The organism is Exiguobacterium sp. PHA03 (assembly GCF_041945985.1).
Taxonomy (GTDB): Bacteria; Bacillota; Bacilli; order Exiguobacteriales; family Exiguobacteriaceae; genus Exiguobacterium_A.
Window position 1 is genome coordinate 104855 of record NZ_JAUTYQ010000004.1, and the last position, 24284, is coordinate 129138.

The following is a 24284-nucleotide window of genomic DNA, read 5'->3' on the forward strand; positions in this document are numbered from 1 at the left end:
CTCCGTATCAATCTTTTGCGATTTGTTTCTCTTTCAAGAATTCGCGGAGATACGTCCGTTTCGGTTCGTGCATCGAGGCAGCCATCTGTTTGACCCACCCTTCTGTCCGTTGACCACCGGTCCGTTCTCCGTAATACGATGACGTCGACTCTTCGTATTGTGCCAGTAAGTCACGCATCGTATCGTCATCAGTATACGTATTCCGGTGGAAGACTGCATCCATCGGAAGGCGGGGTTTTTTACCAGGTTGCTGATCCGGAAGACCAACTGCGACTCCGAATAATGGTACGACGTGATCAGGAAGTTGTAAGAGCTCGCTGACACGACGGGCATCATTACGCAGTGAACCGATATAGACTGTTCCATATCCGAGCGACTCGGCAGCTACGACTAAATTTTGAGCAGCGAGTCCCGCATCAACAGCCCCCACAACAAGTGCTTCTGTCGTCTCGATCGTCCGACTTACATCCCCCCCTGCTAGTTCTGCTGCTAACATGTGTTTGTGGTAATCCATACAAAATACAAAGAAATAACTATTTTCTGCCACGTATTGTTGACCACTTGCAACGTCGACTAGTTGTCGTTTCAATTCTTCATCTTCGACACCGATAATCGCATAGGCTTGCTGATAAGAAGATGTCGATGCAGCCTGCGCTGCTTTAACAAGTGTCTCGATTGTCTTTTCGTCTAATTGATGTTGTTTGAATTTCCGGATTGACCGGTGGTTGAGTAAATGTTGAATGGTTTCATTCATGAGTAATTGTCCCCTTCTGTAATGAGTCTTCTTATTTAAGATAGTCGTCTCTGACTAAAAAGCGCAAATGAAGAGGTTCGGTTTATGAAAAAAGCGGGAAATGAATAGTGTTGTACTGTGCTTTTTTGGCGAAGGAGGTCGATCATGAGAATACGGAAACTACGTCTTTTATTGGAACAGTATGGCGATACGACCCTTCGCGATATCATCGTCGAAATCTATCGTCAACTTCCGAGACAAGTCATCGAAGAGAAAGAGTTTGACGCCATGTTGACACAGTTCGTGAAGTATAAGGATTTGCAAAAAGAACAGGAACAACCGACCGTCGAACAAACCATCGCACAGACAGATCGGTTCATCCAATTGGCATACGACTTACAGTACCTTGAGCCAAACCCAATCGTACCGCTTCGCGAACAAAAGAATTGGTATATTACCGCAAAACGTTTGCTGAAGCATTTACGCCATTATGCACATCGCAAAAATGGAACCCAGATTGCCTTTGAGGAGTTTTTCTTTCTTCTTTCGTCAGCTGCCGGAGAAGAACCTTTATTTTTAAGTAACGATCCTTTTCGACTATTAAAAGTCTCACAAGTCGATTTTTTTCAAGAATTAGTCGGTTATTATAAAAATGATAGTCATGGCATCGAGTGGATGGAACGCGCGCTCTATACTGCCTTGAAAGTTCCAATGGACGTTGATACCGAACGCAGTGATCTTTTACTTGCCGTACTTGCCCACTGTGAGACAGCAGAACACCAAGAAGCCTATATCAATTGCTTGAACGTGCATGCAAAAAAACTACAGTCACATGTCCGAATCGATGCAGATGCTTTATCCACTTATCAAGAAATTCGCTTTGCAGAGTTGCATGCCCTGATTTCACTACGAGCCTTAGAACGAGCGGAGACAATGCTGTTCACAGAATATATTCCTTACTTTTCGCATCGTTCGACTCCTTTTCGTTATTATCTCGACCTCCTCGAGCGCGCTGGACTAGAACAAGAGCATGATCGTATAGAGCGCGTCGGACGTAAAAAACGTATTCATTTTTAAGGATCCTTCTCTTCCTAACCACTCATACTATACAAAAAAGCAAGTGACGGACAGCGTCACTTGCTTTTTTGTATTCTCGTGGCTCAGAGCAGATTCATCTCAATCAGAAGCATTAACGATTCCAAGTCCAACCGTTGCCAGTAAAGCAATACAGGCAAATAAAAATGCCATATCGTTTGGTGAATCGAATCCTTCATAAATTGGTTCTTTTCGATCAACGATGATATGGTCTTCCGTTCCATAATTACCATACGTCGTCGAACTACTCACGCCCGGTTCATCGTAATCACGTGCTTCTACTGTCAATGTATCCGCACTGATTAGAAATCCTGATAACCCAATGATGATCCAAAAATACTTCATGATATTTTTGCCTCGATTCTTTCTTATCTTCAGGAATCCATCTACTTTTTATTTGAAACAAAAGATATAAATACCTTTTATTTCCTGTAAAATAAAAGTGAGATGCAACCATCTTCACTTTCTTAAAGGAGGAATTTAATTTGCCTATCGTGTATTACGGTCAATTGTCTCATGTTCAAAGACGACACGTCCATCAACTTCTACATTCTCATCAACAGCCGTATGATGTTTCATTTTTTCAGCCTCTTGAAGAGTGTCAATGGATTTACCTCGAGTCTGATCAGATCCAGGCGACACTTGGCTATCATGTCGTACATGATGTCGTTCGTTTAACGAACGGAGCTTTTCATGATATTCAAGCCTTCCGTCGTCTCGCCATTTCATTACACACACATGCCCTTCGGCAAGGGTGTCGACAAATTCACGTACAAGTTTCTCCACCACATGACCTTTCTGTAACCTCGATTTGGAAAGAGCTTGGCTACAGTTTATATGCCGAACAATTTCGTTTGATCGGATTATCAGACGGACAACCTGCCACATTGCGTTTGAAAGCTGTTCATGAACGCAATCAAGATACGTATCTGGCTCTTCGTAACGATGCCCTCAAAGGATCCACCCACTTCTTCCCTCACAGTGTTGCTGATTTAGAAAAGTTAATCAGACGAAAAGCTGTTCCTTATTTAGTCTATGATAAGCAATTGGTCGTTGGTACACTCTTATTTCAAAAACTCGGTCCGAACATTCGTCTTCTTGAAATCACCTGTCTACCTGGGCTGAGACGTCAAGGCTACGGAAGTCGCATACTCCATACGTTTCAGGAAAAACTACGACGTTCGAACATTCAAACGTTTGAAGTCTTTTTTCTTTCAACACAGCAAGACGTATTACGACTATATCGTCCCACGATGTTTTGCGATATCCAGTTAACCTCTTATTGGCATACATTTAGTACAGATCATCCCCCGTTAATCGTTTAACCGATCGACGACCTCTCTGTATTCAGGTAACACATACTCCGCATCCATTTTTCTAAAATCAACGTGCCCCACGTCACGAAGCACCAGACCCATCCCGAATAACTGTTCGATGTAGACGTCTCCCATTGTCATAGCAAGTCCAGGATGATGGTTATGGAAAGCAAGCAAGGCATCCTTACAGATTTCAGATGCAACAGGCTCTTGCATCACACGTTTTAATAAAGATGGAAAGAGCGTCGTTTGTCGTCCAATCAACGCATAGAATGGAAAGTAATGTTTCGCATAAACGAACGTCGGAAGATAGGCATTTGCCTCAATTGTTTTGAACAACAACGGTGAAGTCGGGCGCTGTAATCGTTCTGCTAGCCCAACGGTCGCTTTGCATTCGCTCAGCTGATCCAGCACTCGAATCGTCAATTCTTCTTCGATATCAAGTAATAAGACGAGATCAAGCAGATTTAATTCATGCGTCTCCATGAATTGATCACTGCGTTGAAGATGCATTGTGTAGGTAACGTCCAATTTTGTAGCGACAAGTGTCCATAGCTCTGGATGACGCGCCGCATAAAGACCTACAGGAAAGTGAAGCGGCTGCCGGACGATGGAGCGATGACCCTCAAGTGTGTAGACTTGATTGACGTCAAGACCGTGCGCTAATAGCATCTCGAGTAACTGCTGACGATTTTGACACGCGACAAGCGTTTGGAACAGACGATCGATTTCGCTGAACGGTTGTTTCATCTCCAGTGCTAGTTCTAAATGAGCAGGTGAATCCTGCTCTAGCGATCGTTTAATGAATTGTAAGGCACGTTGTTCCGCATCGTTCAGTTGAGCAACGTGCGTCCGAAACATCTCAACGTCAAGTTCCCGAAAGGCTTGCAACGCCGGAGCAATTGATTGATTTTTCGTAAAGGGTTTCCACATAATTCCCTCGACCTCCTCATTCCAGTATCTCTTCGTAGTGTACGCAATATCCGATCGTCTTAAAAGCAAAAAATGGAGGATCTTCCGTTGTTTCCGAAAGATCCTCCATTTTTTTATTTTTCCCCGACTTTTAGATGAGCATTTCGAAAGACGTCATCGTGCTTCCCTGTCTTTTCAACACTTGTTCCGACAGATCCATAATATTCGATTTCATCCTTTGGTTGGATGAATTCGTATGTGATGGCAGGCTCGCCACGAAGGCGGACGTGTATGATTTGCCGATGCTGTAAAGAAAAGGAGGCATGCACTTCAAGAAAGGAGGAAGCCGATAAATCATGTTGTCGCTCTAAAATCGTCATCAATTCTTGCTCAGAATCACGGTAATTCCCTTGCAATTGAGCATACGAAATACCGACTCCTAAAGAGAGGATACCGATTAAACTAAGCGCGCAAATGACCAGCACTTTCTTCATGACTGATCCACCTCCGAGAAAAGTTCATTCTACTTATTCATCGGTTTATCCTTCGACGACGTGAAGTCTTTTTTAGAATCCTTTGCGTAAAACTGCATATCTACATGTGGAATATCATCCTCTAAATAAGGTTCGGATACAGTTTCGAAACCAAATGACCCGTAAAACCCTTCTAAGTGCGCTTGCGCTTGTAAGTAGATCGTAGCTTTTTCCTGCAAATAATCCATCGCTTTCTCCATCATTTGTTTTGCCAATCCAACTGATCGGTGAGTACGATGAACGGCAACCCGGCCAATCGCTAATCCTTTTGTCGGATGGTTGTATATCCGAAGACATCCAACGATTTGACCGCTTTCGTTACGTACGATCAGGTGTGTGGCTTGTTGATCTTGATCATCTAGTTCCGGATATGCACACTCCTGCTCAACGACGAAAATATCCATTCGTAATTTCAACAATGCATATAACGTATCGGGTGTCATGTGATGAAAAGACTCAAATGCGAATGCGTACATAAAAACTCTCCTCTTTAGTTACGACAAAGTCGTGATAATTGTCCAGCATAGATCGTGACCGGGATGTCTTTAAAAATCGTATCTTTTTCCCAGTTCAGACCGTTTGCGCGAGCGACATTTTGAGAAGAACGATTATCGGGATGAATGATCGAGATGATTCGATCATGCCCTCGATTAAACGCTTCCATCATTAGACGTTTCGCTGCTTCACGACCATAACCGACTTTCCAGTGCTTCGGTTCGAGCCAATAACCGACTTCTAATTCTTCTTTTCCATCCACTTCCTGCATCAATAATCCAGCGAAACCGATTGGTTCATTCGTTTCTTTTTTGAATAACAGCAAAAAACCAGTTTGTCGTTCATCCGAGTATCGTTCCAATTGTCGATCAAACCATTCTCGTGCCTCATCTTCACTCAGAGCAACGCCACCATTGATATAGCGCATGACTTGCTCATTTTGAACAAGTGACTTGTAAAAGCTGAAATCCGCTTCTTCGAATGGTCGCATCCATAATCGTTCACTTTCCATCCTCATCGCCTCCTTCTATATGTTTCTTTTCCCGAGTTCTTTTCCCTTCATTCCTCTTCCCTATTATTCTACCTGTGCGATGTTTTTCATTACTAATCGATGACATTCACTCCCTAGTACTTGCAATTCCCGGCATAAGTCGGTATTTTGGGAACAGTATGTTGAACAACGACTGCACAATTAATGTTAAAATATATTTTGAGCGCATAAGCGCTGGATAGGAATTTATGAAAAGGACTGAGACCATGATGACTGAACAAGTAATGACAGGGCTATATGAAGGCATTTCAAAAGAATCTGTACTGATCAATGAACCTTTAAAATATCATACGTATACAAAAATGGGAGGAATCGCTGATCTCTTCATCATCCCAATGTCTTATGAAGAAACGGCTTTTGTCGTAAGATATGCTTACGAACGAGGCATCCCTTTGACATTGCTCGGGAACGGATCGAATCTCGTCGTACGTGATGGCGGTATTCGCGGTATCGTTCTTTCGTTTGAAAAGTTAACCGACATTTCGGTCGAAGGACATGAACTCGTCGCTCAAAGTGGCGCAGCAATCATCGAGGCGTCTCGTGTTGCGTATGCGCATCAACTGAGTGGTCTTGAATTTGCTTGCGGGATTCCGGGAACGATTGGTGGCGCGTTGATCATGAATGCAGGCGCCTACGGTGGAGAAGTCAAAGATTGCCTTCATAGCGCCACTGTTTTGACACGACAAGGGGATCTGTTGAACATTTCGCATGATGAACTCGAACTGGGATACCGGACGAGTTGTTTCTCAAAGAAAGAATACATCATTCTCGAAGGACGATTTGCTTTGACGGAGGGTGATCCAGCATTGATCAAGGAAGTCATGGATGATCTAACGCATAAAAGAGAAACAAAGCAGCCTCTCGAATATCCTTCTTGTGGTAGTGTCTTCAAACGTCCAGAAGGCTATTTTGCGGGTAAATTGATTCAAGATAGTGAACTCCAAGGAACACGCATCGGTGGTGCTGAAGTATCAAAGAAACACGCCGGTTTTATCGTCAACGTCGAAAACGCATCAGCATCTGACTACATTGCACTCATTCGCCATGTACAAGAAACCGTCCAAGAAAAATTCGGTATTTTACTTGAGACAGAAGTAAAAATCATTGGGGAAGAAGCATGATAATAATCTAATCAGAAAAGGTGAGCCCAGTATTCGGACTCACCTTTTTATTCGTTTAGATCGACCAGTTTCCGTCACGCATGACTGATTCACGCGTCCCGTCTGCAAGTTCTCCCTCAATTGATAGATCCGCGGATCCAATCATGAAGTCGACATGCGTCATCGAGTCGTTCGCACCTTGTGCTTCTAGTTCTTCCGCTGAAAGACTGGGACCATTTTCAAGACACGTCGAGTACGCACGACCAATCGCTAAGTGGCACGAAGCATTCTCATCAAACAACGTATTGTAGAATAAAATACCTGAATCAGAAATCGGAGAACGATGTGGTACAAGCGCGACTTCTCCGAGATACCGGGCACCTTCATCGAGGGAAATTAAATCATCCAATGCTTCTTGCCCCTGTTTCGCTTCCGCTTTGACGATTTTTCCGTCCTCGAACCAAAGAGTAAATTCATCAATCAAGTTACCACTGTAGCTGAGTGGTTTCGTACTCGAGACATGACCGTTAACACCTGTCTTCTTCGGTAATGTGAACACTTCTTCAGTCGGCAGATTCGCGATAAAATCAACACCATCTGCATTCGGACCACCGCCACCTAACCAAACGTGACGTTCTGGTAATTCAATTGATAACTCTGTTCCTGGCGCTTTATAATGCAATGTTTTGTATTTCTTCTCTGTCAGGAATTTCGCTTTTGAACGCAGATTATGATCATGATCCGCCCATGCAGCAACCGGATCCGCTTGATCAGCACGTGTTGCCTTCAAAATAGCTGCCCACAGTTCCTCAATCGGTTCCTCTGCATCAGGGAATACTTTCTTCGCCCAGCTTTCAGAAGGTGCTGCTACGACACACCAGCTGACATTGTCACTCATGACGAACTTTCGCCAATTGGCGAGAGCAATACCAGCTGCTTTATTCGCACGCGCGATTCGACTTGAATCAACACCATTTAATAAATCTGGATCTTCGCTGACGACCGATAAGAATGCTGTTTTTTCTTCTGCAAGCTGATCGTAACGTGCTTTTAACCAATCCGGGAATGTATCAAACGAGTCTTCTGGTGCATCAAAATAACGGATTTTCGTCATCTCATCATCTGACCATTGTACATATACTTGCGTAGCACCTACTTCATATGCTACACGTGTGATTTCGCGAACAAGTGGTAAGTTCTCGATTCCCGCTCGCACCTCAAGTTGTTGTCCTGGCTGTAGATTGATCCCGGTACGCACTGCTAAAGACGCGTACTGTTGTAATTCTGCTTGTGTCGGCATTATGTAATCCCCTTTCTTGTATCTTTATTTTCACGAAATAGTTGCAATTTTGCAAGAAATAAGGCGAAACTAGAAAGAGAAGAGAAGGAGGCATCATCATGGAATTCACACCCGGAGATTTTAAATCAGCTTATACGTATTTTCACCGACAGGCACTCGATCTCGTCGGTGATGAAAAAGCACAACAAGAATTGTTGATTCGAGCAGAAATCGGACTCGCACATCTGACACAAGATATCGCGTCTACGGAAAGTTCTGATATCGAACGCGAGGCAGAACTCGTCCTTTATTTCCAATTAAAACAACTACTCGAAATGCTTCGTGCCCTCTATCAGAAAAAATTCGAGATGCATGCGGAGCAAGAACAATTATTGCTAACGGCAGTTCTGTACTTTACGTCTCCTGTTGACGCCTTACCGGACGATAACGTCCTCGGACTCTTTGATGACGCACAAATCGTCGAGACGATTTACGAAGAACTCGCCGCAGATGTTGATCGCTTTCAACATATGGAATGAATGAAAAAGCAGCTGTCGCGACAGCTGCTTTTTCATTATGCATTTTGTTTAGAAGCGATATGAACCGGTGCCGTAGATTGACGTGATTCATCTATTTCTAGTTTTTCTTTATTCAACCACGTATAAATCATTCCCATGAAGACTGCTCCACCGATGATATTCCCAGCTAAAGCCGGTAAAAGATTGTGCATGGCTCCTGCAAACGTAATCGTATCCGGATGTGGCACGATTAATGCGATAGAGAACAATGCCATATTTGCGATGACATGATCAAATCCTGATGCGAAGAAGACTGCGACAAGTACCATCATCATCATGATTTGCGCTAACTCATTCTTCATGTTCTTCGGAATGAAAATTGCTAAACAGACCATCCAGTTACAGAAGATTGCCCGAGTAAAGATTTCCCACGTCGAATGATGAATTTTTGTTTCCGATACAGCAAACAACCAATTGTTCATTCCAAGTTCCTGTAAGATACCTGTTTGAGAGAAGAGTAGTGCGAATGCTAATCCTCCAAGACCATTTCCGATCAGACAAATCAACCAGACTTTCATCGTATCCATCTTCGTTGTATAGCCGCGCATCGTTGCCGTCGTGAAATACATCGTATTCCCTGTAAACAGTTCTGCACCGCCATAAACGATCAAGACGAGTGCCACTCCGAACGTCAATCCACCGACAAGTGTCGCGACAGGTGATTCTGCCATATACAGCCCATTAATTGCTTTTAAGGTAAAAATTATTGCAAATCCAATGAATATCCCCGCTAACATGGCACGAACTAAGTATTCGAGAGGACGCAGTTGTAGCATACGTGTCGACTTGATTGCTTTATTCCGTAATCCTTCTAATGCTTCTACCTCGTTCATTGTAGAAACCTCTCTTTCTTTTGTTCAACACTTCACAATGTTTATTCATTTATTATGATACTTCCATCTTAAGAGATGTTCAAGTCTTGAATCGACCTGTTTTATCGTTTTCATAAAAGAACGAGATGTAAACGATATCATTGTGTCGAGATTGTGAAAAATGCCTTTTCTTGCTTTATACAATTAATTAGTTTGAATTGAAAATCCTGATGCGAAACGCTCGAAAAAGGTTTGTCGTCTGGAGGCATCAAGCACATATCCATCGATGACGACACGATTAAAACGTCCAGACGATGACGTAGCGCGTTCGATGTCAGATGGTGTATAGATATCGAACGCGCTACGATCTATCTTAAAATCAGCTTTCGAATAGGGATCGGTATAGTGAATTTCAAGATTGGTCAAGTCAGGAATCGTCGAAAATAAAACGAGCGTATGATGCATAAGTACTTTTGATAAGCGAGCGTTCAAGAAATCCTGATTCATTTGTAATGTACCAGTATCGGTCCCGATCCAAGCACGCCGTTCTTTGCCTGTGACGTCATAAGCGAGCCGTAACGACTCTCCTTCGACATCTACCTGTTTTAATTCTGATGAAAACGGGAGTTGTTCAGCTAATTGGCGAACAGCTACCGTATTCATCATGGAAGCACCGACTTGTCTCGCTACGAGATCACCATCATGCCAAATAGATCGTTGGTTTTCTTCGTCTGGTTGTTGAAAAAGACGAATCCCCACCAATACGCCTAAACAAATACAGCCTATAATCAAGAATGTTTTCTTCATTTTCATCACCTTCCTAAAAAAACTTACCCTTTTTCATCTTTTTTCATAAGAAGGGTTGAAATTTTATGCATATGGGCGTACTCTTGCAGGCAGATACTCACAGAAGGAGGAGCATGAGGTCACTCATCATAATGCCATGACTACAACACACCCACAGAAAAAGAGAGTTGAAAAAATCAGTTTTTTAATCATAGGTACGTTGCTGTATTCCCTGTACATCAGCTTACTACTATCTCCAAATGATATCGGATCAGGTGGTATCATGGGGATCACGCTTGTCATTCAAGAGCTTTTCCACACTCCAATCGGATTAACCCAATTGCTCTTAAACATTCCCCTTTTCCTTTTAGGTTTCCGTTTCTTACGAAAGCGATTCATGTTCTTATCTGGCATCATTGTCGTTGCCTCTTCTTTTTTAATCGACTGGATTCCGACTCAGATCGTTCCCGAGTCGTTGAATGATCCGCTTGTTGCCTCCATCTTTGCCGGTCTAGTCTCTGGTCTTGCAATGGCATTGATTTTCTTTGGTGGCGCATCGACAGGTGGACTCGATATTCTTGGAAAGTTTTTCTTTGCTCGTTTTCATAATTGGCCACTTCCTCGCATATTTCTGATGCAAGATCTTGTCATCTATATCTTGGTATGGTGGGTCTTCGATTTGAAACACGTTATGTATGCTCTTATCATGAGCTTCGTTCGCGCCAAAGCTCTTCAAACGGTTTACAGTTTTTATTCCGCTTCTAAGCAATGTATCATTATTTGCGAAAAGGCGGATGAAATAAATGAAGTCATCACAAAAGAACTTGGTCGTGGTGTGACGATCCTTGATGCACGGGGAGGATACTCCAACCGAACGAAGAAAATGGTCTATGTCGTCGTTCAAAATAATGAAATCGTTCGTTTGCAAGAAATCGTTTCTTCTGTCGAACCTAACGCGTTCGTTACGTTCTCAGAAATCCATACTGTTTTTGGGAATTATAAGGAACATTCGTATTCGTTTTAAACTCAAGCGCAGCCTAGCTGTGCTTTTTCTATTTCGTTTACTTTAAAACAGCTTCTCGTATTGCACCAGCTTTCCTGCTTTTTTATTAGGAATACTGATTTTTTTACTTTCTTCTCCCTATTCAAAAAATGGACAGGCTTCACTTTTTTTGCGATAGTAGTTAAGCTTATGACATGTCTATTTATTTAAAGGAATGATTGCATGCACTCACTTTGGCGTCAGCGTATTCTGCTGATCCTTTTGATCAGTTTATTCGCTTCTATCCCAATCATTTACGCCCTATCCGGTTATCGGACGATTGCAACGATAACAGAGCAAATGAAGGATCATGACATACCGTTAATCAATCAAGTGGACCAGTTGGTTGAACATAACCGAGATCGTGCCAATGCGGTGCGTGGTCTTTTATTGTATGAAGATAGTCGTTATCTCGAACAGTATTACTTTTCTACTTCTAAAATTCATGATTTACGAAACAGTCTAAATCAATCGTCGACCACGCCAGGAGCAATCAAGGATTTACTACGTCGCAATAATGTCTGGGAGTCCGAGATTGAACGAGTATTCGTCGTCTATGAGCGTCAGAGTCCAACGGCAGCAAAGCGCCTTGCCAAACAAACGACGCAAACGACACAAACGATTCTCGAGGACTTATCTCGTGTGAAAGATGATTTGTATAAGACACTTCAAGCAAAATTACAACAATCAGATACTTTAGTCGCTACATATAAATGGATGTGTCTCAGTCTCTCTATTCTGTCCTTTTTATTAATTAGTGCGACGATCTTTTTTTCCCACCGGTTCGCACCTAACAAGTCAGACGAATCGTCCTTAGAGTAAACGAAAAGCGCAGCTTCGGCTGCGCTTTTCGTTTACTCTAAAAATTATTCAGATACTGCTTTTCCCTCTTGTACATGCTCCATCGCCATATGAACAAGCGACGACACATGATGGTCATCTAAAGAATAATACACGACTTTTCCATCTTTACGAAACTTGACGAGCCCTTGTTTCAACAGGGAGCGAAGATGATGAGATGCTGTCGCAATCGAGCAGTCGACAGAAGCAGAGACGTCACAAACGCACAATTCCTCTTCGATCGTCAACGCATAAACGATTCGTAGTCGTGTCGCATCTGAAAGGATCTTAAATAATTTTCCGATTTCAAGCGTCGGAATCGTATCAACGACTTGTCCAATCTCAGACGCACGCTGTTCATCAATAGCAATCGTTTCACAACGGGGAATGTCCATGTCCGTCACCTCGTTTCTATTTCTATATTGCACCATGAGAAACAGGACATTTGCAAGTTCAGCGCATCCGCCTACGAATGAGCCAAAATACAAACCATCCCCCTACGTAATCACCGATATCCCAAACGATTCGATTTTGATCGACCGCACGTACACCGATATCGATGATCTTCGTACTCTCCAATCGATTCCTATAACGCTTACGTAATCGAGCAGGAATCGGGAGACGAAGCAGTATTCGATAATAGATGTCTAAGTGGGTGTGTCCCCAAATTTCTGTAGCGATCGAACTTGTCTTGATATACAACGGACGTTTGTAGCGTCTTTCATACTTTTCCTTCAGCAAGAGAGCCATTTCATAAGATACACGATTAGGACGCGGAAATAAAATTTTCCCCAAATGGTAGATCCCCCGATTATCCACGCGAATGATTTGTGGTTCCAATCGATACCGGATCCAATAGCCCCGAAAACGGATCATCTGCCATTTCAATACAATCACCTCTGAACGGATTATACCCTGTTCTGAAGAGATTGATGCCATTCCCATACAGCATCTGTCATATGTTGTGCAGCACGTCGTCGATCTTCTTTAGCAAAAATTTCCGAGATGACCGCATATCCTTCTAATGGGATAGGAAGAGAAGCGACATTCGTTGCCGTAATTCCACCAATGCCGATTAAAGGTAAGCGCACGGCTTCGCGAATCGCTTGAAGCATCGTGTGTGACATCGAGTCGGCGTCTGCTTTCGATGACGTCGCAAATAGAGAACCTACACCTAAATAAGATGCTCCATCTCGTTCTGCTTCAATCGCTTGCGCGACGGTTGCTACCGATACGCCGATCACAGTGTTCGGTAAGAGACGGCGCGCTGCGGTTAGAGGAATATCTTCTTGTCCGATATGCAAACCAGCTCCGACAAGTAACGCAATATCAATTCGGTCATTGATAATCAAAGGAACATCATGACGATCCGTCAATCTCTTTAACCGGACTGCCTGTTCGAAGAATTCCTTTCCCTGCGCTGTTTTTTCCCGTAATTGTATAATCGTTGCACCACCTAAAATCGCTTCTTCAACGACCGTTTCGATTGCAACTCCCGGATGATATCGACGATCTGTCACCGCATAAATGGAATAATCAATTGACATGTTCTACCACCTCCATCAAATCTTGCTCCGTCATCAGACTGATTGCATTGAACAACTCTCGTTTGAAATTACCTAGACCTTTTTCTGATGCTGCCTGTCCTCCTGCTTTTCCCATGATAAATGTTCCGTGGACTGCTGCCTCAAACGCAGAATATCCTGCACCAAGAAAACTCGCAATCAAAGAAGCTGTCATACACCCCGTACCTGTGACGTCTCCGAGACGCGGCGTACCTACTTGTAGTTCCACTTCGCGCATGCCATCCGTGATGTAGTCGATTGGACCTGTGACGACAATGACGGACTTTTGTTTACGAGCGAATGCACGAATGATTTCTCGATCCATGATCTCATCACTAGCAGCATCGACTCCTTTTGTTCGTCCATTCTCCCCAAGCAATGTCTTGATTTCTGAAGCATTTCCTTTAACGACCGTACATCCGAGTCTACTCAATTCTTTTGAAAAGGACGTACGCAATGATGTAGCTCCCGCTCCAACTGGATCAAGGATGATCGGAACGTTCAAGCGTCTCGCTTCGCTTGCGGCGAGTCGTTGAGCTGCTTGCATGTCTGCATCAATTGTTCCAATGTTCAAGACAAGAGCTTGCGCAAGTCGAACCATCTCTTCCACTTCGCGAATATCCTCCGCCATGACTGGAGATGCGCCAACGGCGAGTGTGACATTGGCGCAATCATTGATCGTGACTGTGTTCGTCAAATGATGAATGAGTGGTTTGTGTTTAAGAATGGTCGTAAACATGTGTATCCCTCCAAAGTGAATGAAAATGATGTGTCGGTCCAATCCCTTGTCCGAGAGCAAATCCATGACGAATCGCCTCTGTAACATACTTCTTGGCCTGACGTACACTGTCCGGTAAAGCTTCTCCAAGTGCCATCCGTGCCGCAATCGCTGCAGATAAGGTACAGCCTGTTCCATGAGTATGTTGATTATCTAACCGATCTGATGTGAAACGGTATTCCTCTTGCCCGTCCCATAATAAATCCGTGGCAGCTCCCGGTAGATGTCCACCTTTTAGCAAGACGGCTCCAGTCTTCATAGCCAACTGATGCATCGCCAGTCGCATCTCCTCTAGATTAGTAACTGACTGCCCTGTTAAGCGCTCTGCTTCCGGTAAATTTGGTGTGACGAGTGTCGCAAGTGGCAGTAACTCCGCGATTAGTGCTTCCTCTGCCTCCGTCCGCAATAGGGCATGCCCGCCTTTTGCGACCATGACAGGGTCTAGTATGATCGGAACTGTCTGTTTGCGAAGATGTGTTGCAATGACGTGAATCGTTTGTGCATTCGAGACCATACCGATTTTGATAGCATCCACACGAATATCTGAAAAGATTGAAGCTAATTGGGCATCAACGATTTCCGATGATAACTCTTCTACTGCTTGAACGCCCAGTGTATTTTGAGCCGTTACCGCCGTCAAAACACTCATCCCATAAACGCCCAATGCCGAAAATGTCTTTAAATCTGCCTGAATTCCAGCTCCACCACCGGAGTCAGATCCCGCAATCGTCAATACATGTTTCATATTTTTCTCACCTTTCCATCGAGCAATGTAAGGGAGTTGTTACCGACAAAAAAAAGCGTCGACCGCTGTAAAAAAGCAGTCGACGCTATACGAAATCGTTATCCAACCATTTCGGTATTCGTTCGGCTCAACTTTCCTACGCTGGTATTATCCAGTTCAGGTAATAGGGTCGAAAACAGATTGGTTTTCCTCTCAGCCGGATTCCTCCAGCTCCCCTAGTTGCTCAAGTATTCATTTCGCCTTAACTGTAGCATAGCGGCAAGAAAAAAACGAGCCGAAGCTCGTTTTGAATTATAGGTATGCTAATGGATTAACTGCATTCAGAGGAGAAGAGGCACTGTACTGATAGCCTCCGACATGTAGTTCGAAATGCAAGTGTGGTCCTGTTGAATTCCCAGTACTACCAAGTGTTCCAACTTGCTGACCTTGAGAAACTGTTTGTCCTGCATGAACAGATAATGAACTCATATGAGCGTAGACTGTCGTATAGACTTTCCCGTCAAGGAAGTGAGAAATCATGACGTGATTTCCATAAGGCCCACCACCTGAAGCTGTAATGACCGTTCCAGCTGCTGCTGCGACGATTGGTGAGCCGACCGAACCACTGAAATCGACACCATTATGGAACGTATAGCCGTTCGCACCGCTTGCTGGTCCAAACCCTTGTGATACGCCACCAGAAGATGGACGAACGAATTTCCCACCGCTCGAAACAACGGGTGGGGCAACTGAAGTAGGTGATTCTGAACTCTTACCTGCTTGTTTTGCTGCTTGAGCATTCGCTTTAGCGGCTTTTTCAGCTGCTGCTTTCTCGGCTGCTGCTCTTTCAGCCGCTGCTTTAGCTGCTGCCTTCGCTGCCGCAATCGCACGTTCTTGAGCTTCAAGTGTGGCTTGTAGTTCTTTCGCGTCTAGAAGTTCTGTCGTAAACTTCGTCTTACCTTTTCGTAATTTTTTAAGCGTAGCACTGCGTTCTTTCATTTGAACTTTCAACGCTTTTTTTTGTTCGATTAATGTTTTCTTCTCTTCAACCTGCTCCGCCTTTTTTTCAACGAGCGCTTGTTTTGCTTCCGCTAGCTTTTGTTGGGTTGCGATGTAATCCGAAATCATTTTATCATCTTGCTCCGCGATTTTTTTCCCTGCCATGACACGACTAAATAAATCACCTAAATCCTTCGATCCAAAAATGACTTCTTCCCATTTGATTGAGTTTCCATCGTTTTCTTGGAAGACACGTAGACGATCACCGAGTAGTTCTTCTTGTTTTTTCAACATCTCTTCGTAGCGAACGATGTCTGCTTTTAATTCATCGATTCGCAAATTCAATTTCTCGATTTGTTTATTTTTTTCGGAAATCTGAAAAATCTTTTCGTTGATCGCTGCATCGATTCGATTGATTTGACGTTGTTCTTTCGAAATTTTCGACTCTTGTTTTTTAATTGCTTTTTCTAATTTACGTTGTTCTGCGGCATTTTCAGCCTTTTTTTCTTTGATCGTTGCTGCTGCAATTGGTTGTGTTCCTGTTATAAGTAATGCTCCTAAAACAATGGTAGAAATTAGTTTTTTTAGCATATATCGTTTTCCTCACTTATGTTTTTCATATTTTATTATAGTATTCAAGTTTCTCTCATATCTGAAATAGATTATAGCACCCTAATCGTTTCAAAAAAATTTCATTTACATTTCAAATGAAAACGTTTTTTTGTAATATAATCATTTATTTTTTGAAAATCGCAAAAAAAGAACCGCTGCATAAGCAACGATTCTTTACTGTTTAAAACATCGTCATTGGGTTCACTGAGCTAGCTGGACCAGTTGCACTATAGCTGTATCCACCGACGTGGATTTCAAAGTGTAAGTGTGGACCAGTTGAATTCCCAGTACTTCCACGTAAACCGATTTGTTCACCTTGACTGACGCGTTGACCTGCGTGAGCATTGAGTGCGCTCATATGAGCATACAATGTTGTGTACGTTTTACCGTTTAATTGGTGAGCAATCATGATGTGGTTTCCGTAAGGACCACCACCTGATGCTGTAATGACTGTTCCTGTTGCAGCTGCAACGATTGGAGTTCCAACCGGACCACCAAAGTCGATCCCGTTATGGAACGTATAACCGTTTTCTCCACCTGCTGAGCCATAGCCTTGCGTGACAGCCCCAACCGTTGGATGGATGAACAGACCACCGGATGATGGTGACGGTTTAGGTGTCGCAGGTGCTGACGGTGTTGGCGCAGCTGGTGCTGGCGCAGCTGGTGCTGGCGCAGGTGTAGATGCTTTTGGAGTCGATTGTTTCGTCGAACCAGAAGGTTTCGCGGCTTGCGACGCTTTCTCTTGTGCTGCCTGCTGAGCCGCTGCTTCTTTAGCTGCTTGTTGCTCAGCTTCTTTTTGAGCCGCTGCTTGAGCTGCTTCAGCTTCTGCTCGCGCTTTTGCTTCACGTGCTGCTTGAGCTTGACGCTCTTTTTCGATACGTGCTTCACGTTCACGTGCTGCCTTTTCAGCTGCAATCGCTTTTTCTTGAGCAATCAGAATTTGCTGGACTTCTTTTGCATCCATCAATTGTGTTTCAAATTTCTCTTTTTTCTTACGTAATTCTTTTAAGCGTTTGTTTCGCTCTTTTAATTGCGATTCAAGTTCTGCTTGTTGGCGTTTCAATTCTTGCTTTTCAACAACCAATTGTGCTTTCTTGTCTTTCACTTCTTGTTGTGCATCCGCTAATTGCTTTTGCGTATTTTGATAATCCGTGATCATTTTATCATCTTGCTTTGAAATCGATTTTCCGGCCATGACACGGCTAACGAGGTCACCGACGTTTTTTGCCCCAAAAATGACTTCTTCCCATTTAATCGAGTTCCCGTCATTTTCTTGCATGACACGAAGACGATCCCCAAGTAGTTTTTCTTGGCGTTTTAATTTCGCTTTATACTTTTCGATTTCTTTTCCAAGTTGAACGATTTCTCGTTCCGTCGCCTTAATTTGACGATCTTTCGTTTCGACAGCAAAGATCTTTTCATTCAAGGCTTCGTCTAATCGATTGACTTCTTGTTGCGTCTTAGAAATTTTTTGACCCTCCTGATTAACGGAAGACTCTAAGTTTTTTTGTTTTTTAGCATTGTCTTGTTGCTGTTGTTCGTTTTTAGCTTTCTGTTCACTTAAATCGTCAGCTGCTGCAAAATGAGGTGCTGATGAAAGAACTAGTGCGGAAACGATGAGCGACGCGAACGTTTTTTTCATGTAGTATTCCCTCTTTTTCTCTAGTAGTATGTCGATGCATTATATGGAATAACAGTTACGTTAAAATTAAATTCTATAATAGTTTTTCTTATTTATAGGAACGTTTTTGATTATAGCATTCATTCCTCTTCCATAATATTTCAGTGATATTTCATTTTAAATAAATTGTTCCTCTTCTATGTAATAGAAAATGATGGAAAACAGCTTCCCATTGCAACTTTGATTCATTTTTGGGAAACTGAAGCGAATGGAGGGAAACATCAGATGAAACTAGATCATACCGGCATCGCCGTTCGCAATATGCAAGAAGCAATCTCATTTTATACAAAAGTACTTGGTGGAACATTAACAAAAGAGTACTCAAACCCCGCACCTGGTGTCGCTTCCAACATCGCCGTCATCGAGTTCGATGATGCGCATATCGAGCTGTTGACACCAACTAGCCAGGATAGTCCAATCGCTCGTTTTTTAAAACAACGTGGAAAAGGAGTCCATCACATTGCCTACCGTGTTGATGATTTAGATCAAGCAATTGCCGAAGCAAAACAACAAGGCTTAACATTTTTAGAAGATACGTATCGAACGACGCCGTTTGGACGACGACTGATTTATATGAACCCTCGTCATTCACATGGGGTTATCACGGAACTCTGTGATTATCCAGAGAACTCATAAAAAAATCAGCACTGCGACAACGCAGTGCTGATTTTTGTTTTATACGATTAGCCGAGTTTTGCAACGATTTCTCGATTGAATGCAGGAATGTCATCCGGTTGTCGACTTGAGATAAAATTATCATCAACGACGACTTCTTCGTCCGCGAAATCTACTCCAGCATTTTCTAGGTCGATGCGAATTGATTTATAACCTGTCATTTTTCTTCCTTTAACGATTTTGGCGTTAATCATCAACTGAGGTCCATGACAGATCGAGAAGATCGGTTTTTTTGACATATCAAATTCTTCGACGAATGAGACGAAACGCTCATCTTCGCGTAGTAAATCTGGTGAAAATCCACCTGGTATCAAAAGGGCATCATAGTCTGCCGCCGATGTCTCATCAATTGAGAGATCAACGGTTACTTTTGCATCTTCCTGTTTACCAACAAGCTCTGCACCTTTTTTGGCACCAATGACAGTAATGTCGTGCCCCGCTTCTTTTAACGCATCAACCGGTCCAGTGAATTCTACATCTTCAAAATGATCGGCGAGTACGACTGCTACTTTTTTAGACATGTGATTCATCTCCCAAGTTATTTGAATTTAAATCGGATCTTCTCCGCGATCTCGTGGAGAAACCGGATCATCTGGCATCTCGTTTTTCCCTTTTAGGATTTCCTTTTGCTGCTCCTCTGTCAGTTTCCGTTCTTTATCAGACAGACGATCCCGTTCATCTTCCAATTTTTCATTTGGACGATCGGTTTCTTTTGGTGCCATCGAAAACCCTCCTTAAGGATGTATTCTTATAACGAATCGACGACTTTAACAGAAAGGTCAACATCGATGTTGCCACGAGTCGCTTTTGAATACGGGCAGAAATTGTGTGTCTTCTCAAGTAGTTCTTCTGCTTCTTCTTGCGATACCCCAACGACTTCGACGACAAGTTTCGCCGCAATTTTCACACCGTTATCCGCTTCGTCCTGTAAGAGGCTGACTTCTGAATTCGTCCGCGTCTCGACTCGTTTTTTCGCTTGGCGCGCCATCAAATTGTAGGCACCATCAAAACAAGCGGCATATCCTGCTGCGAATAACTGTTCCGGGTTTGATGTCGGAATGTCTTCTTTGCCTTTTGTTCCAGGCATGACTAAATCAAGATTAATGACGTTATCATCTGAAGCGACTTTCCCGTCGCGACCACCGACTGCAGATGCGCGTGAAGTAAGAATGACGTTTGACATGATAGAAAACCCCTTTTCCTGTTGAATTAAAAAAAGACTTTTTTGCCACATAAACAGTAATACCCGTCACTGGCGGAGATAAACACAAGGAGTGTTCAATCCCTTTACCCTGCCATTCTTTCAATAACGAAAAAAGACGATGAACTTAATGTCCATCGTCTTTTGATTTTGCTATTTTATCCGATATCCTCTGTTGCAACTTCTTCTTGATCAGGCAATTGAAGATAAATCGACTTCACTTGGTGGTTATCGACTTCCATGACCTTGATCGTATACGCTTGATAGCGGAATTCTTGACCACTTGATACTTCTGTATCCTGTGCCATGACCCAACCACCAATCGTATCAATATCTTCTTCTTCAATACCTAGGTTAAAGCGTTCATTTAAGTCATCAATTAAGACACGACCTGAAATCCGGTATAATCGCTCATGAATCTGTTCGATATCCGCTTTCTCATCTTTATCGAATTCGTCTCGGATTTCTCCGACGATTTCCTCCAATATGTCTTCCATCGTGATGACACCAGCTGTCCCTCCGTATTCATCAATGACGAGTGCCATTGGCGTCCGTTCCACTTGCATCTTCAGCATCGCGTCTTGAAGCGGTGAATACTCGGATACGATCGGCAAGTTATGGATGTAATAACTTAATGCTTTCCCTTTGTTCGCCATATGGTCCGTAAATAATTGTTTTGCATTGATGAAGCCAAGTATTTTATCCTTATCTCCTTCTTCCGCTACCGGATAACGTGTGAACTGATACTCTTCAACGAGACGAATAATGTCCTCCATCGATGCATCGTTCGAAATCGTGATTAAATCTGTCCGCGGTAACATGATGTCTTTCGCGATCCGCTCATCGAACGAGAAGATATTTTGCATGTAGGAAAGTTCGGTCTGGTTGATTTCTCCACTCTTGTAACTCTGCGTCATGATGATTTTAATTTCTTCTTCCGAGTGAACTTCTTCGTGACCAGCAGGTTCAACACCAAACAAACGAAGAATGACCCGGGCTGAACCGTTCAATGTCCAAATGAAAGGTTTCATGACCTTACCGAACCAATAAAGCGGTGGTGCGAGTAACATCGTGATGGCTTCCGTCTTTTGAATAGCCAAGGACTTAGGAGCTAGTTCTCCAAGCACGACATGAAGAAACGTTACAATTGAGAATGCAAGGACGAACGAAATGATCGTCGAAACGGAGTTTGGGATGTCGATTTCTTCGAACAACATACTGAGAATCGCACCTACCGTCGATTCTCCTAACCACCCGAGACCAAGCGCTGTCACGGTAATTCCAAGTTGACAGGCTGATAAATAATAATCCAAATTCTCAAGCAGCCTTTTCGCTACTTTCGCAGTCTTGCTTCCTTCTGTAATCAACTGATCGATTCGAGACATTCGCATTTTGACGACCGAAAATTCGGCGGCAACAAAAAAAGCGGTTAAAATGATGAGTAGTGCAATGACGAGTAGTCGAATAATGATCGTCGTCGTGTCGAATGTCTCCATTGAGTGTGTACTGTCCAATCGTTTCCCCGAAGAAAGGGGATTCACCTCCATTAATATAAAGCCAGATGCAAAGGCATCTGGTCGTTTACAGCAAAAAGAAGCTTTATTCTTTCAAAGCTTCCTTACTTTTTCATATTCATACTATAACGGAACTTTTGCAAAATGTGTACTTGAAGACACGATTTCAATCGGTCAGACCACGTATAGGATGAAGATTACAATCATGAGCAACATCGCGATTCCCTTTAACAACGCACTTGATAAGATACCAAGAACCGTACCGATCCCTACTGAAACGGCTGTTTGCCATGTTTTTTTACTAATGATTTTTTCCGTCAAGATGGCAAAGACGAACGGGAAAATCAATAGTCCGATTCCTGGTAAAATAAACGGTCCAGCAATCAATCCCACTGTCGTCGCGATTTTAGCCGCTTGAGATCCTCCCCGTCGATCAACAGTGTAGGCGCTGACGAGATAATCCAGTGTGAACAAGAGAATGATGAAAATCGCTTGAATCACCCAAAAACTAATTGATAATTCAGAGAAACCGAATCCGAATCCATAAATCAAAAAGCCTACTACTAAAATCGGCGCACTTGGGATGATCGGATATACGAGTCCTGCAAAAGCGACGAGAAAACACACGACGATTAGACTCCATAATAAAATTGTCACTTCCATCCCTCCCTTCTTCTAAAGTTCTTGCTTTTATTACGAACGTGAAGAGGCAAAGGTTTCATCAAGCGCTTGTTTCAATCGTCCTTCTAAAAAAGAACGATCCCACTCATTTTTATAGCATTATATTGGTTAAATTCCTGGTTTAAAGTTCTTTAAAACCCGCTTGACTGACTGATTTTGAGCAATATGTTTGGTAGAAGTGTATGGATGTGTTTTACTTCTTTTCATAACGTGAATAACTTAATTGTTATAATAACGAATGGAGGATGAAATGAGATGGCTCAACAAAACGAAGCTACATTGCATACGGATTTTACGAAGATTTATATTGACGGTCAGTGGCGCACAGGCGCAAGTGACAGCAACATGACGAACACAAATCCATTCACTGGAGAAGAGCTCTTTACGATCTCTGCCGCGAACCAACAAGATTTAGATGATGCGTATGAAGCGGCTCAAGTTGCTCAAAAAGACTGGGCGAAAGTTCCTGCCTTAAAACGCCAAGGTCTCATCGAAAACTTCCTGAAGGTGTTGTACGAAGAAAAAGAGACTATCATCGATTGGCTAATCAAAGAGTCAGGAAGTACACGTATTAAAGCGGAAGGTGAATTCCTCGCCTCAGTCTTGATCGTAAAAGAAGCTGCTACCTTCCCATTACGGATGCACGGTGAAATTCGTCCATCGGTCGTACCAGGCAAAGAAAACCGAATCTATCGTAAAGCACTTGGCGTCATCGGTGTCATCAGTCCATGGAACTTCCCGTTCCACTTAGCTGTGCGGTCGATCGCTACTGCTATCGCTATTGGGAATGCAGTCGTCGTTAAACCGGCAACAGACACACCTGTCTCAGGCGGTTTAATTTTCGCTAGCCTGTTTGAAAAAGCTGGATTACCAAAAGGTGTTTTAAATGTTATCGTCGGTCGTGGTTCAGAAATCGGTGACGCCATCGTCGAACACCCTGTCCCACGCTTGATTTCCTTTACAGGATCAACTGAAGTCGGTCGCCACATCGGAGAACTTGCCGGTAAACACCTGAAGAAAACAGCGCTTGAACTTGGCGGAAACAACGTCTTCGTCGTACTTGATGATGCTGATCTCGATCGTGCGGTTGAATCTGCTGTCTACAGCAAGTTCTATCATCAAGGTCAAATCTGTATGTCGACGAACCGAATTCTTGTCGCTTCTTCGATTCATGATGAGTTCGTCGAAAAATACGTTGCTCGTGTGAAAGAATTACAGTATGGTGATCCATCACATGACCGGACACAAGTCGGACCACTCATCAATCAATCACAAGTCGAACGCATCCTTGAAGATCTTGAAAAAACAAAAGCTGCCGGTGCAACCGTTCGTGTAGGTGGAGAAGCAAAAGACAACGTCATTGCGCCAACTGTCGTCACAGGCGTCACGAACGATATGCCGCTTGCTAAAAATGAAATCTTTGGACCAGTTGCAGTCATCATCCCATTCGATACAGATGAAGAGGCACTTGAAATCGCAAACTCTCTTCCATACGGATTGAGTGGTGCAGTGCACGGTTCATCTATTGAACGTGCGACCGCTTTTGCACTGGAAGTCGAGACAGGTATGATTCACATCAACGACCAATCGGTCAACGATGAGCCACATATGCCATTTGGTGGTGAAAAAGATTCAGGACTTGGTCGCTTTAACGGTGAATGGGTACTTGAAGAATTCTCAACTGTACAATGGTTGTCCGTCATGCATGATCGCCGCCAATACAAACCATTCTTTGAATAAATAATCGAGAGCAGGGAACTCTTCCCTGCTCTACATACTTAAA

The 24284-nt window shown here is 43.2% G+C and carries 29 protein-coding genes and 1 riboswitch; of the genes, 8 read left to right on the forward strand and 21 right to left on the reverse strand.

The annotated features are described in order from the left end of the window. Window positions 1-7: 7 nt before the first annotated feature. The gene (nfsA, locus tag Q7C19_RS14325) at window positions 8-754 is read right to left on the reverse strand and encodes an oxygen-insensitive NADPH nitroreductase (RefSeq protein WP_214856445.1); all 747 of its coding nucleotides are present in this window, start codon (window positions 752-754) and stop codon (window positions 8-10) included. Window positions 755-898: 144 nt separating this feature from the next. On the opposite strand from nfsA, the gene Q7C19_RS14330 reads away from it, so the two are divergent. Beyond that, window positions 899-1810, forward strand: a complete 912-nt coding sequence (locus tag Q7C19_RS14330) for a hypothetical protein (RefSeq protein WP_035412525.1) — start codon at window positions 899-901, stop codon at window positions 1808-1810. 99 nt (window positions 1811-1909) lie between these two features. Here Q7C19_RS14330 and Q7C19_RS14335 read toward each other — a convergent pair whose 3' ends face one another. After that, window positions 1910-2173: a hypothetical protein gene (locus Q7C19_RS14335; protein WP_035412522.1), complete on the reverse strand. Its 264-nt coding sequence runs from the start codon at window positions 2171-2173 to the stop codon at window positions 1910-1912. A 149-nt stretch (window positions 2174-2322) separates the two neighbouring features. Here Q7C19_RS14335 and Q7C19_RS14340 point away from each other — a divergent pair, with 149 nt between their 5' ends. Beyond that, window positions 2323-3153, forward strand: coding sequence for a GNAT family N-acetyltransferase (locus tag Q7C19_RS14340; protein ID WP_375092393.1), 831 nt, complete (start codon window positions 2323-2325; stop codon window positions 3151-3153). On the opposite strand, the gene Q7C19_RS14345 is transcribed toward Q7C19_RS14340, so the two are convergent. The 4 genes from Q7C19_RS14345 to Q7C19_RS14360 all read right to left on the reverse strand — a co-directional run bounded on the left by Q7C19_RS14345 (window position 3142) and on the right by Q7C19_RS14360 (window position 5595). Then, window positions 3142-4077: a hypothetical protein gene (locus Q7C19_RS14345; RefSeq protein ID WP_035412518.1), complete on the reverse strand. Its 936-nt coding sequence runs from the start codon at window positions 4075-4077 to the stop codon at window positions 3142-3144. The two genes, Q7C19_RS14340 and Q7C19_RS14345, sit on opposite strands and share 12 nt — an antisense overlap. 113 nt (window positions 4078-4190) lie before the next feature. Then, window positions 4191-4550, reverse strand: a complete 360-nt coding sequence (locus tag Q7C19_RS14350; RefSeq protein WP_035412515.1) for a hypothetical protein — start codon at window positions 4548-4550, stop codon at window positions 4191-4193. A 29-nt stretch (window positions 4551-4579) separates the two neighbouring features. After that, on the reverse strand, window positions 4580-5065 hold the full coding sequence (locus Q7C19_RS14355) for a GNAT family N-acetyltransferase (RefSeq protein ID WP_052019161.1): 486 nt from the start codon (window positions 5063-5065) through the stop codon (window positions 4580-4582). 14 nt (window positions 5066-5079) lie between these two features. Beyond that, window positions 5080-5595: a GNAT family N-acetyltransferase gene (locus Q7C19_RS14360; protein WP_035412512.1), complete on the reverse strand. Its 516-nt coding sequence runs from the start codon at window positions 5593-5595 to the stop codon at window positions 5080-5082. Between the two features lie 245 nt (window positions 5596-5840). On the opposite strand from Q7C19_RS14360, the gene murB reads away from it, so the two are divergent. Beyond that, window positions 5841-6755: a UDP-N-acetylmuramate dehydrogenase gene (gene murB / locus Q7C19_RS14365; protein ID WP_375092364.1), complete on the forward strand. Its 915-nt coding sequence runs from the start codon at window positions 5841-5843 to the stop codon at window positions 6753-6755. Window positions 6756-6810: 55 nt separating this feature from the next. On the opposite strand, the gene Q7C19_RS14370 is transcribed toward murB, so the two are convergent. Continuing rightward, window positions 6811-8034, reverse strand: coding sequence for an aminopeptidase (locus Q7C19_RS14370; RefSeq protein WP_290754033.1), 1224 nt, complete (start codon window positions 8032-8034; stop codon window positions 6811-6813). A gap of 98 nt (window positions 8035-8132) precedes the next feature. Between Q7C19_RS14370 and Q7C19_RS14375 the strand changes: the two genes are divergently transcribed. Next, complete coding sequence (locus tag Q7C19_RS14375) at window positions 8133-8552, forward strand: YkvA family protein (RefSeq protein ID WP_035412504.1); 420 nt, start codon at window positions 8133-8135, stop codon at window positions 8550-8552. A gap of 35 nt (window positions 8553-8587) precedes the next feature. Here Q7C19_RS14375 and Q7C19_RS14380 read toward each other — a convergent pair whose 3' ends face one another. Beyond that, window positions 8588-9424 carry a formate/nitrite transporter family protein gene (locus Q7C19_RS14380; protein WP_035412502.1) on the reverse strand — a complete coding sequence of 279 codons (837 nt, stop codon included), beginning with the start codon at window positions 9422-9424 and terminating at the stop codon, window positions 8588-8590. Window positions 9425-9607: 183 nt separating this feature from the next. Further along, window positions 9608-10210: a hypothetical protein gene (locus Q7C19_RS14385; RefSeq protein ID WP_035412499.1), complete on the reverse strand. Its 603-nt coding sequence runs from the start codon at window positions 10208-10210 to the stop codon at window positions 9608-9610. A gap of 136 nt (window positions 10211-10346) precedes the next feature. Between Q7C19_RS14385 and Q7C19_RS14390 the strand changes: the two genes are divergently transcribed. Next, window positions 10347-11213 carry a YitT family protein gene (locus Q7C19_RS14390; RefSeq protein ID WP_035412496.1) on the forward strand — a complete coding sequence of 289 codons (867 nt, stop codon included), beginning with the start codon at window positions 10347-10349 and terminating at the stop codon, window positions 11211-11213. A gap of 201 nt (window positions 11214-11414) precedes the next feature. Next, on the forward strand, window positions 11415-12053 hold the full coding sequence (locus Q7C19_RS14395; protein WP_035412493.1) for a CHASE3 domain-containing protein: 639 nt from the start codon (window positions 11415-11417) through the stop codon (window positions 12051-12053). A gap of 44 nt (window positions 12054-12097) precedes the next feature. Here the strand turns inward: Q7C19_RS14395 and Q7C19_RS14400 are convergent, their stop codons facing one another. The 7 genes from Q7C19_RS14400 to Q7C19_RS14430 form a co-directional block, all read right to left on the reverse strand. Further along, window positions 12098-12466: an ArsR/SmtB family transcription factor gene (locus tag Q7C19_RS14400; RefSeq protein WP_035412491.1), complete on the reverse strand. Its 369-nt coding sequence runs from the start codon at window positions 12464-12466 to the stop codon at window positions 12098-12100. A 58-nt stretch (window positions 12467-12524) separates the two neighbouring features. After that, a complete protein-coding gene (locus Q7C19_RS14405; protein ID WP_375092365.1) occupies window positions 12525-12947 on the reverse strand; it encodes a hypothetical protein in 423 nt (140 codons plus the stop codon). Between the two features lie 32 nt (window positions 12948-12979). Then, complete coding sequence (thiE, locus tag Q7C19_RS14410) at window positions 12980-13618, reverse strand: thiamine phosphate synthase (protein ID WP_035412485.1); 639 nt, start codon at window positions 13616-13618, stop codon at window positions 12980-12982. Continuing rightward, a complete protein-coding gene (gene thiM / locus Q7C19_RS14415) occupies window positions 13608-14375 on the reverse strand; it encodes a hydroxyethylthiazole kinase (protein ID WP_290787980.1) in 768 nt (255 codons plus the stop codon). Before thiM ends, thiE begins: the two co-directional genes overlap by 11 nt. Then, a complete protein-coding gene (thiD, locus tag Q7C19_RS14420) occupies window positions 14356-15159 on the reverse strand; it encodes a bifunctional hydroxymethylpyrimidine kinase/phosphomethylpyrimidine kinase (protein WP_056063516.1) in 804 nt (267 codons plus the stop codon). The genes thiM and thiD overlap by 20 nt, the downstream gene beginning before the upstream one ends. 116 nt (window positions 15160-15275) lie before the next feature. After that, window positions 15276-15386, reverse strand: a riboswitch (TPP riboswitch). A 64-nt stretch (window positions 15387-15450) separates the two neighbouring features. Further along, the gene (locus Q7C19_RS14425; protein ID WP_035412479.1) at window positions 15451-16728 is read right to left on the reverse strand and encodes a murein hydrolase activator EnvC family protein; all 1278 of its coding nucleotides are present in this window, start codon (window positions 16726-16728) and stop codon (window positions 15451-15453) included. Window positions 16729-16930: 202 nt separating this feature from the next. Continuing rightward, window positions 16931-18391 carry a murein hydrolase activator EnvC family protein gene (locus Q7C19_RS14430; protein ID WP_290754057.1) on the reverse strand — a complete coding sequence of 487 codons (1461 nt, stop codon included), beginning with the start codon at window positions 18389-18391 and terminating at the stop codon, window positions 16931-16933. A gap of 264 nt (window positions 18392-18655) precedes the next feature. On the opposite strand from Q7C19_RS14430, the gene mce reads away from it, so the two are divergent. Further along, complete coding sequence (gene mce / locus Q7C19_RS14435; RefSeq protein ID WP_313490003.1) at window positions 18656-19066, forward strand: methylmalonyl-CoA epimerase; 411 nt, start codon at window positions 18656-18658, stop codon at window positions 19064-19066. Window positions 19067-19113: 47 nt separating this feature from the next. Here mce and Q7C19_RS14440 read toward each other — a convergent pair whose 3' ends face one another. From Q7C19_RS14440 to Q7C19_RS14460, 5 genes are all read right to left on the reverse strand, one after another. Further along, the gene (locus Q7C19_RS14440; RefSeq protein ID WP_035412470.1) at window positions 19114-19626 is read right to left on the reverse strand and encodes a type 1 glutamine amidotransferase domain-containing protein; all 513 of its coding nucleotides are present in this window, start codon (window positions 19624-19626) and stop codon (window positions 19114-19116) included. Between the two features lie 27 nt (window positions 19627-19653). Then, on the reverse strand, window positions 19654-19827 hold the full coding sequence (locus tag Q7C19_RS14445; RefSeq protein ID WP_197026247.1) for a hypothetical protein: 174 nt from the start codon (window positions 19825-19827) through the stop codon (window positions 19654-19656). Between the two features lie 26 nt (window positions 19828-19853). Continuing rightward, window positions 19854-20288, reverse strand: coding sequence for an organic hydroperoxide resistance protein (locus Q7C19_RS14450; RefSeq protein WP_035412467.1), 435 nt, complete (start codon window positions 20286-20288; stop codon window positions 19854-19856). A 176-nt stretch (window positions 20289-20464) separates the two neighbouring features. Beyond that, window positions 20465-21802: a hemolysin family protein gene (locus Q7C19_RS14455; protein ID WP_056063508.1), complete on the reverse strand. Its 1338-nt coding sequence runs from the start codon at window positions 21800-21802 to the stop codon at window positions 20465-20467. Between the two features lie 192 nt (window positions 21803-21994). Further along, window positions 21995-22477 carry a DUF456 domain-containing protein gene (locus Q7C19_RS14460; protein WP_035412760.1) on the reverse strand — a complete coding sequence of 161 codons (483 nt, stop codon included), beginning with the start codon at window positions 22475-22477 and terminating at the stop codon, window positions 21995-21997. 279 nt (window positions 22478-22756) lie between these two features. Between Q7C19_RS14460 and Q7C19_RS14465 the strand changes: the two genes are divergently transcribed. Next, on the forward strand, window positions 22757-24241 hold the full coding sequence (locus Q7C19_RS14465) for an aldehyde dehydrogenase family protein (protein ID WP_081780441.1): 1485 nt from the start codon (window positions 22757-22759) through the stop codon (window positions 24239-24241). Window positions 24242-24284 lie beyond the last annotated feature (43 nt).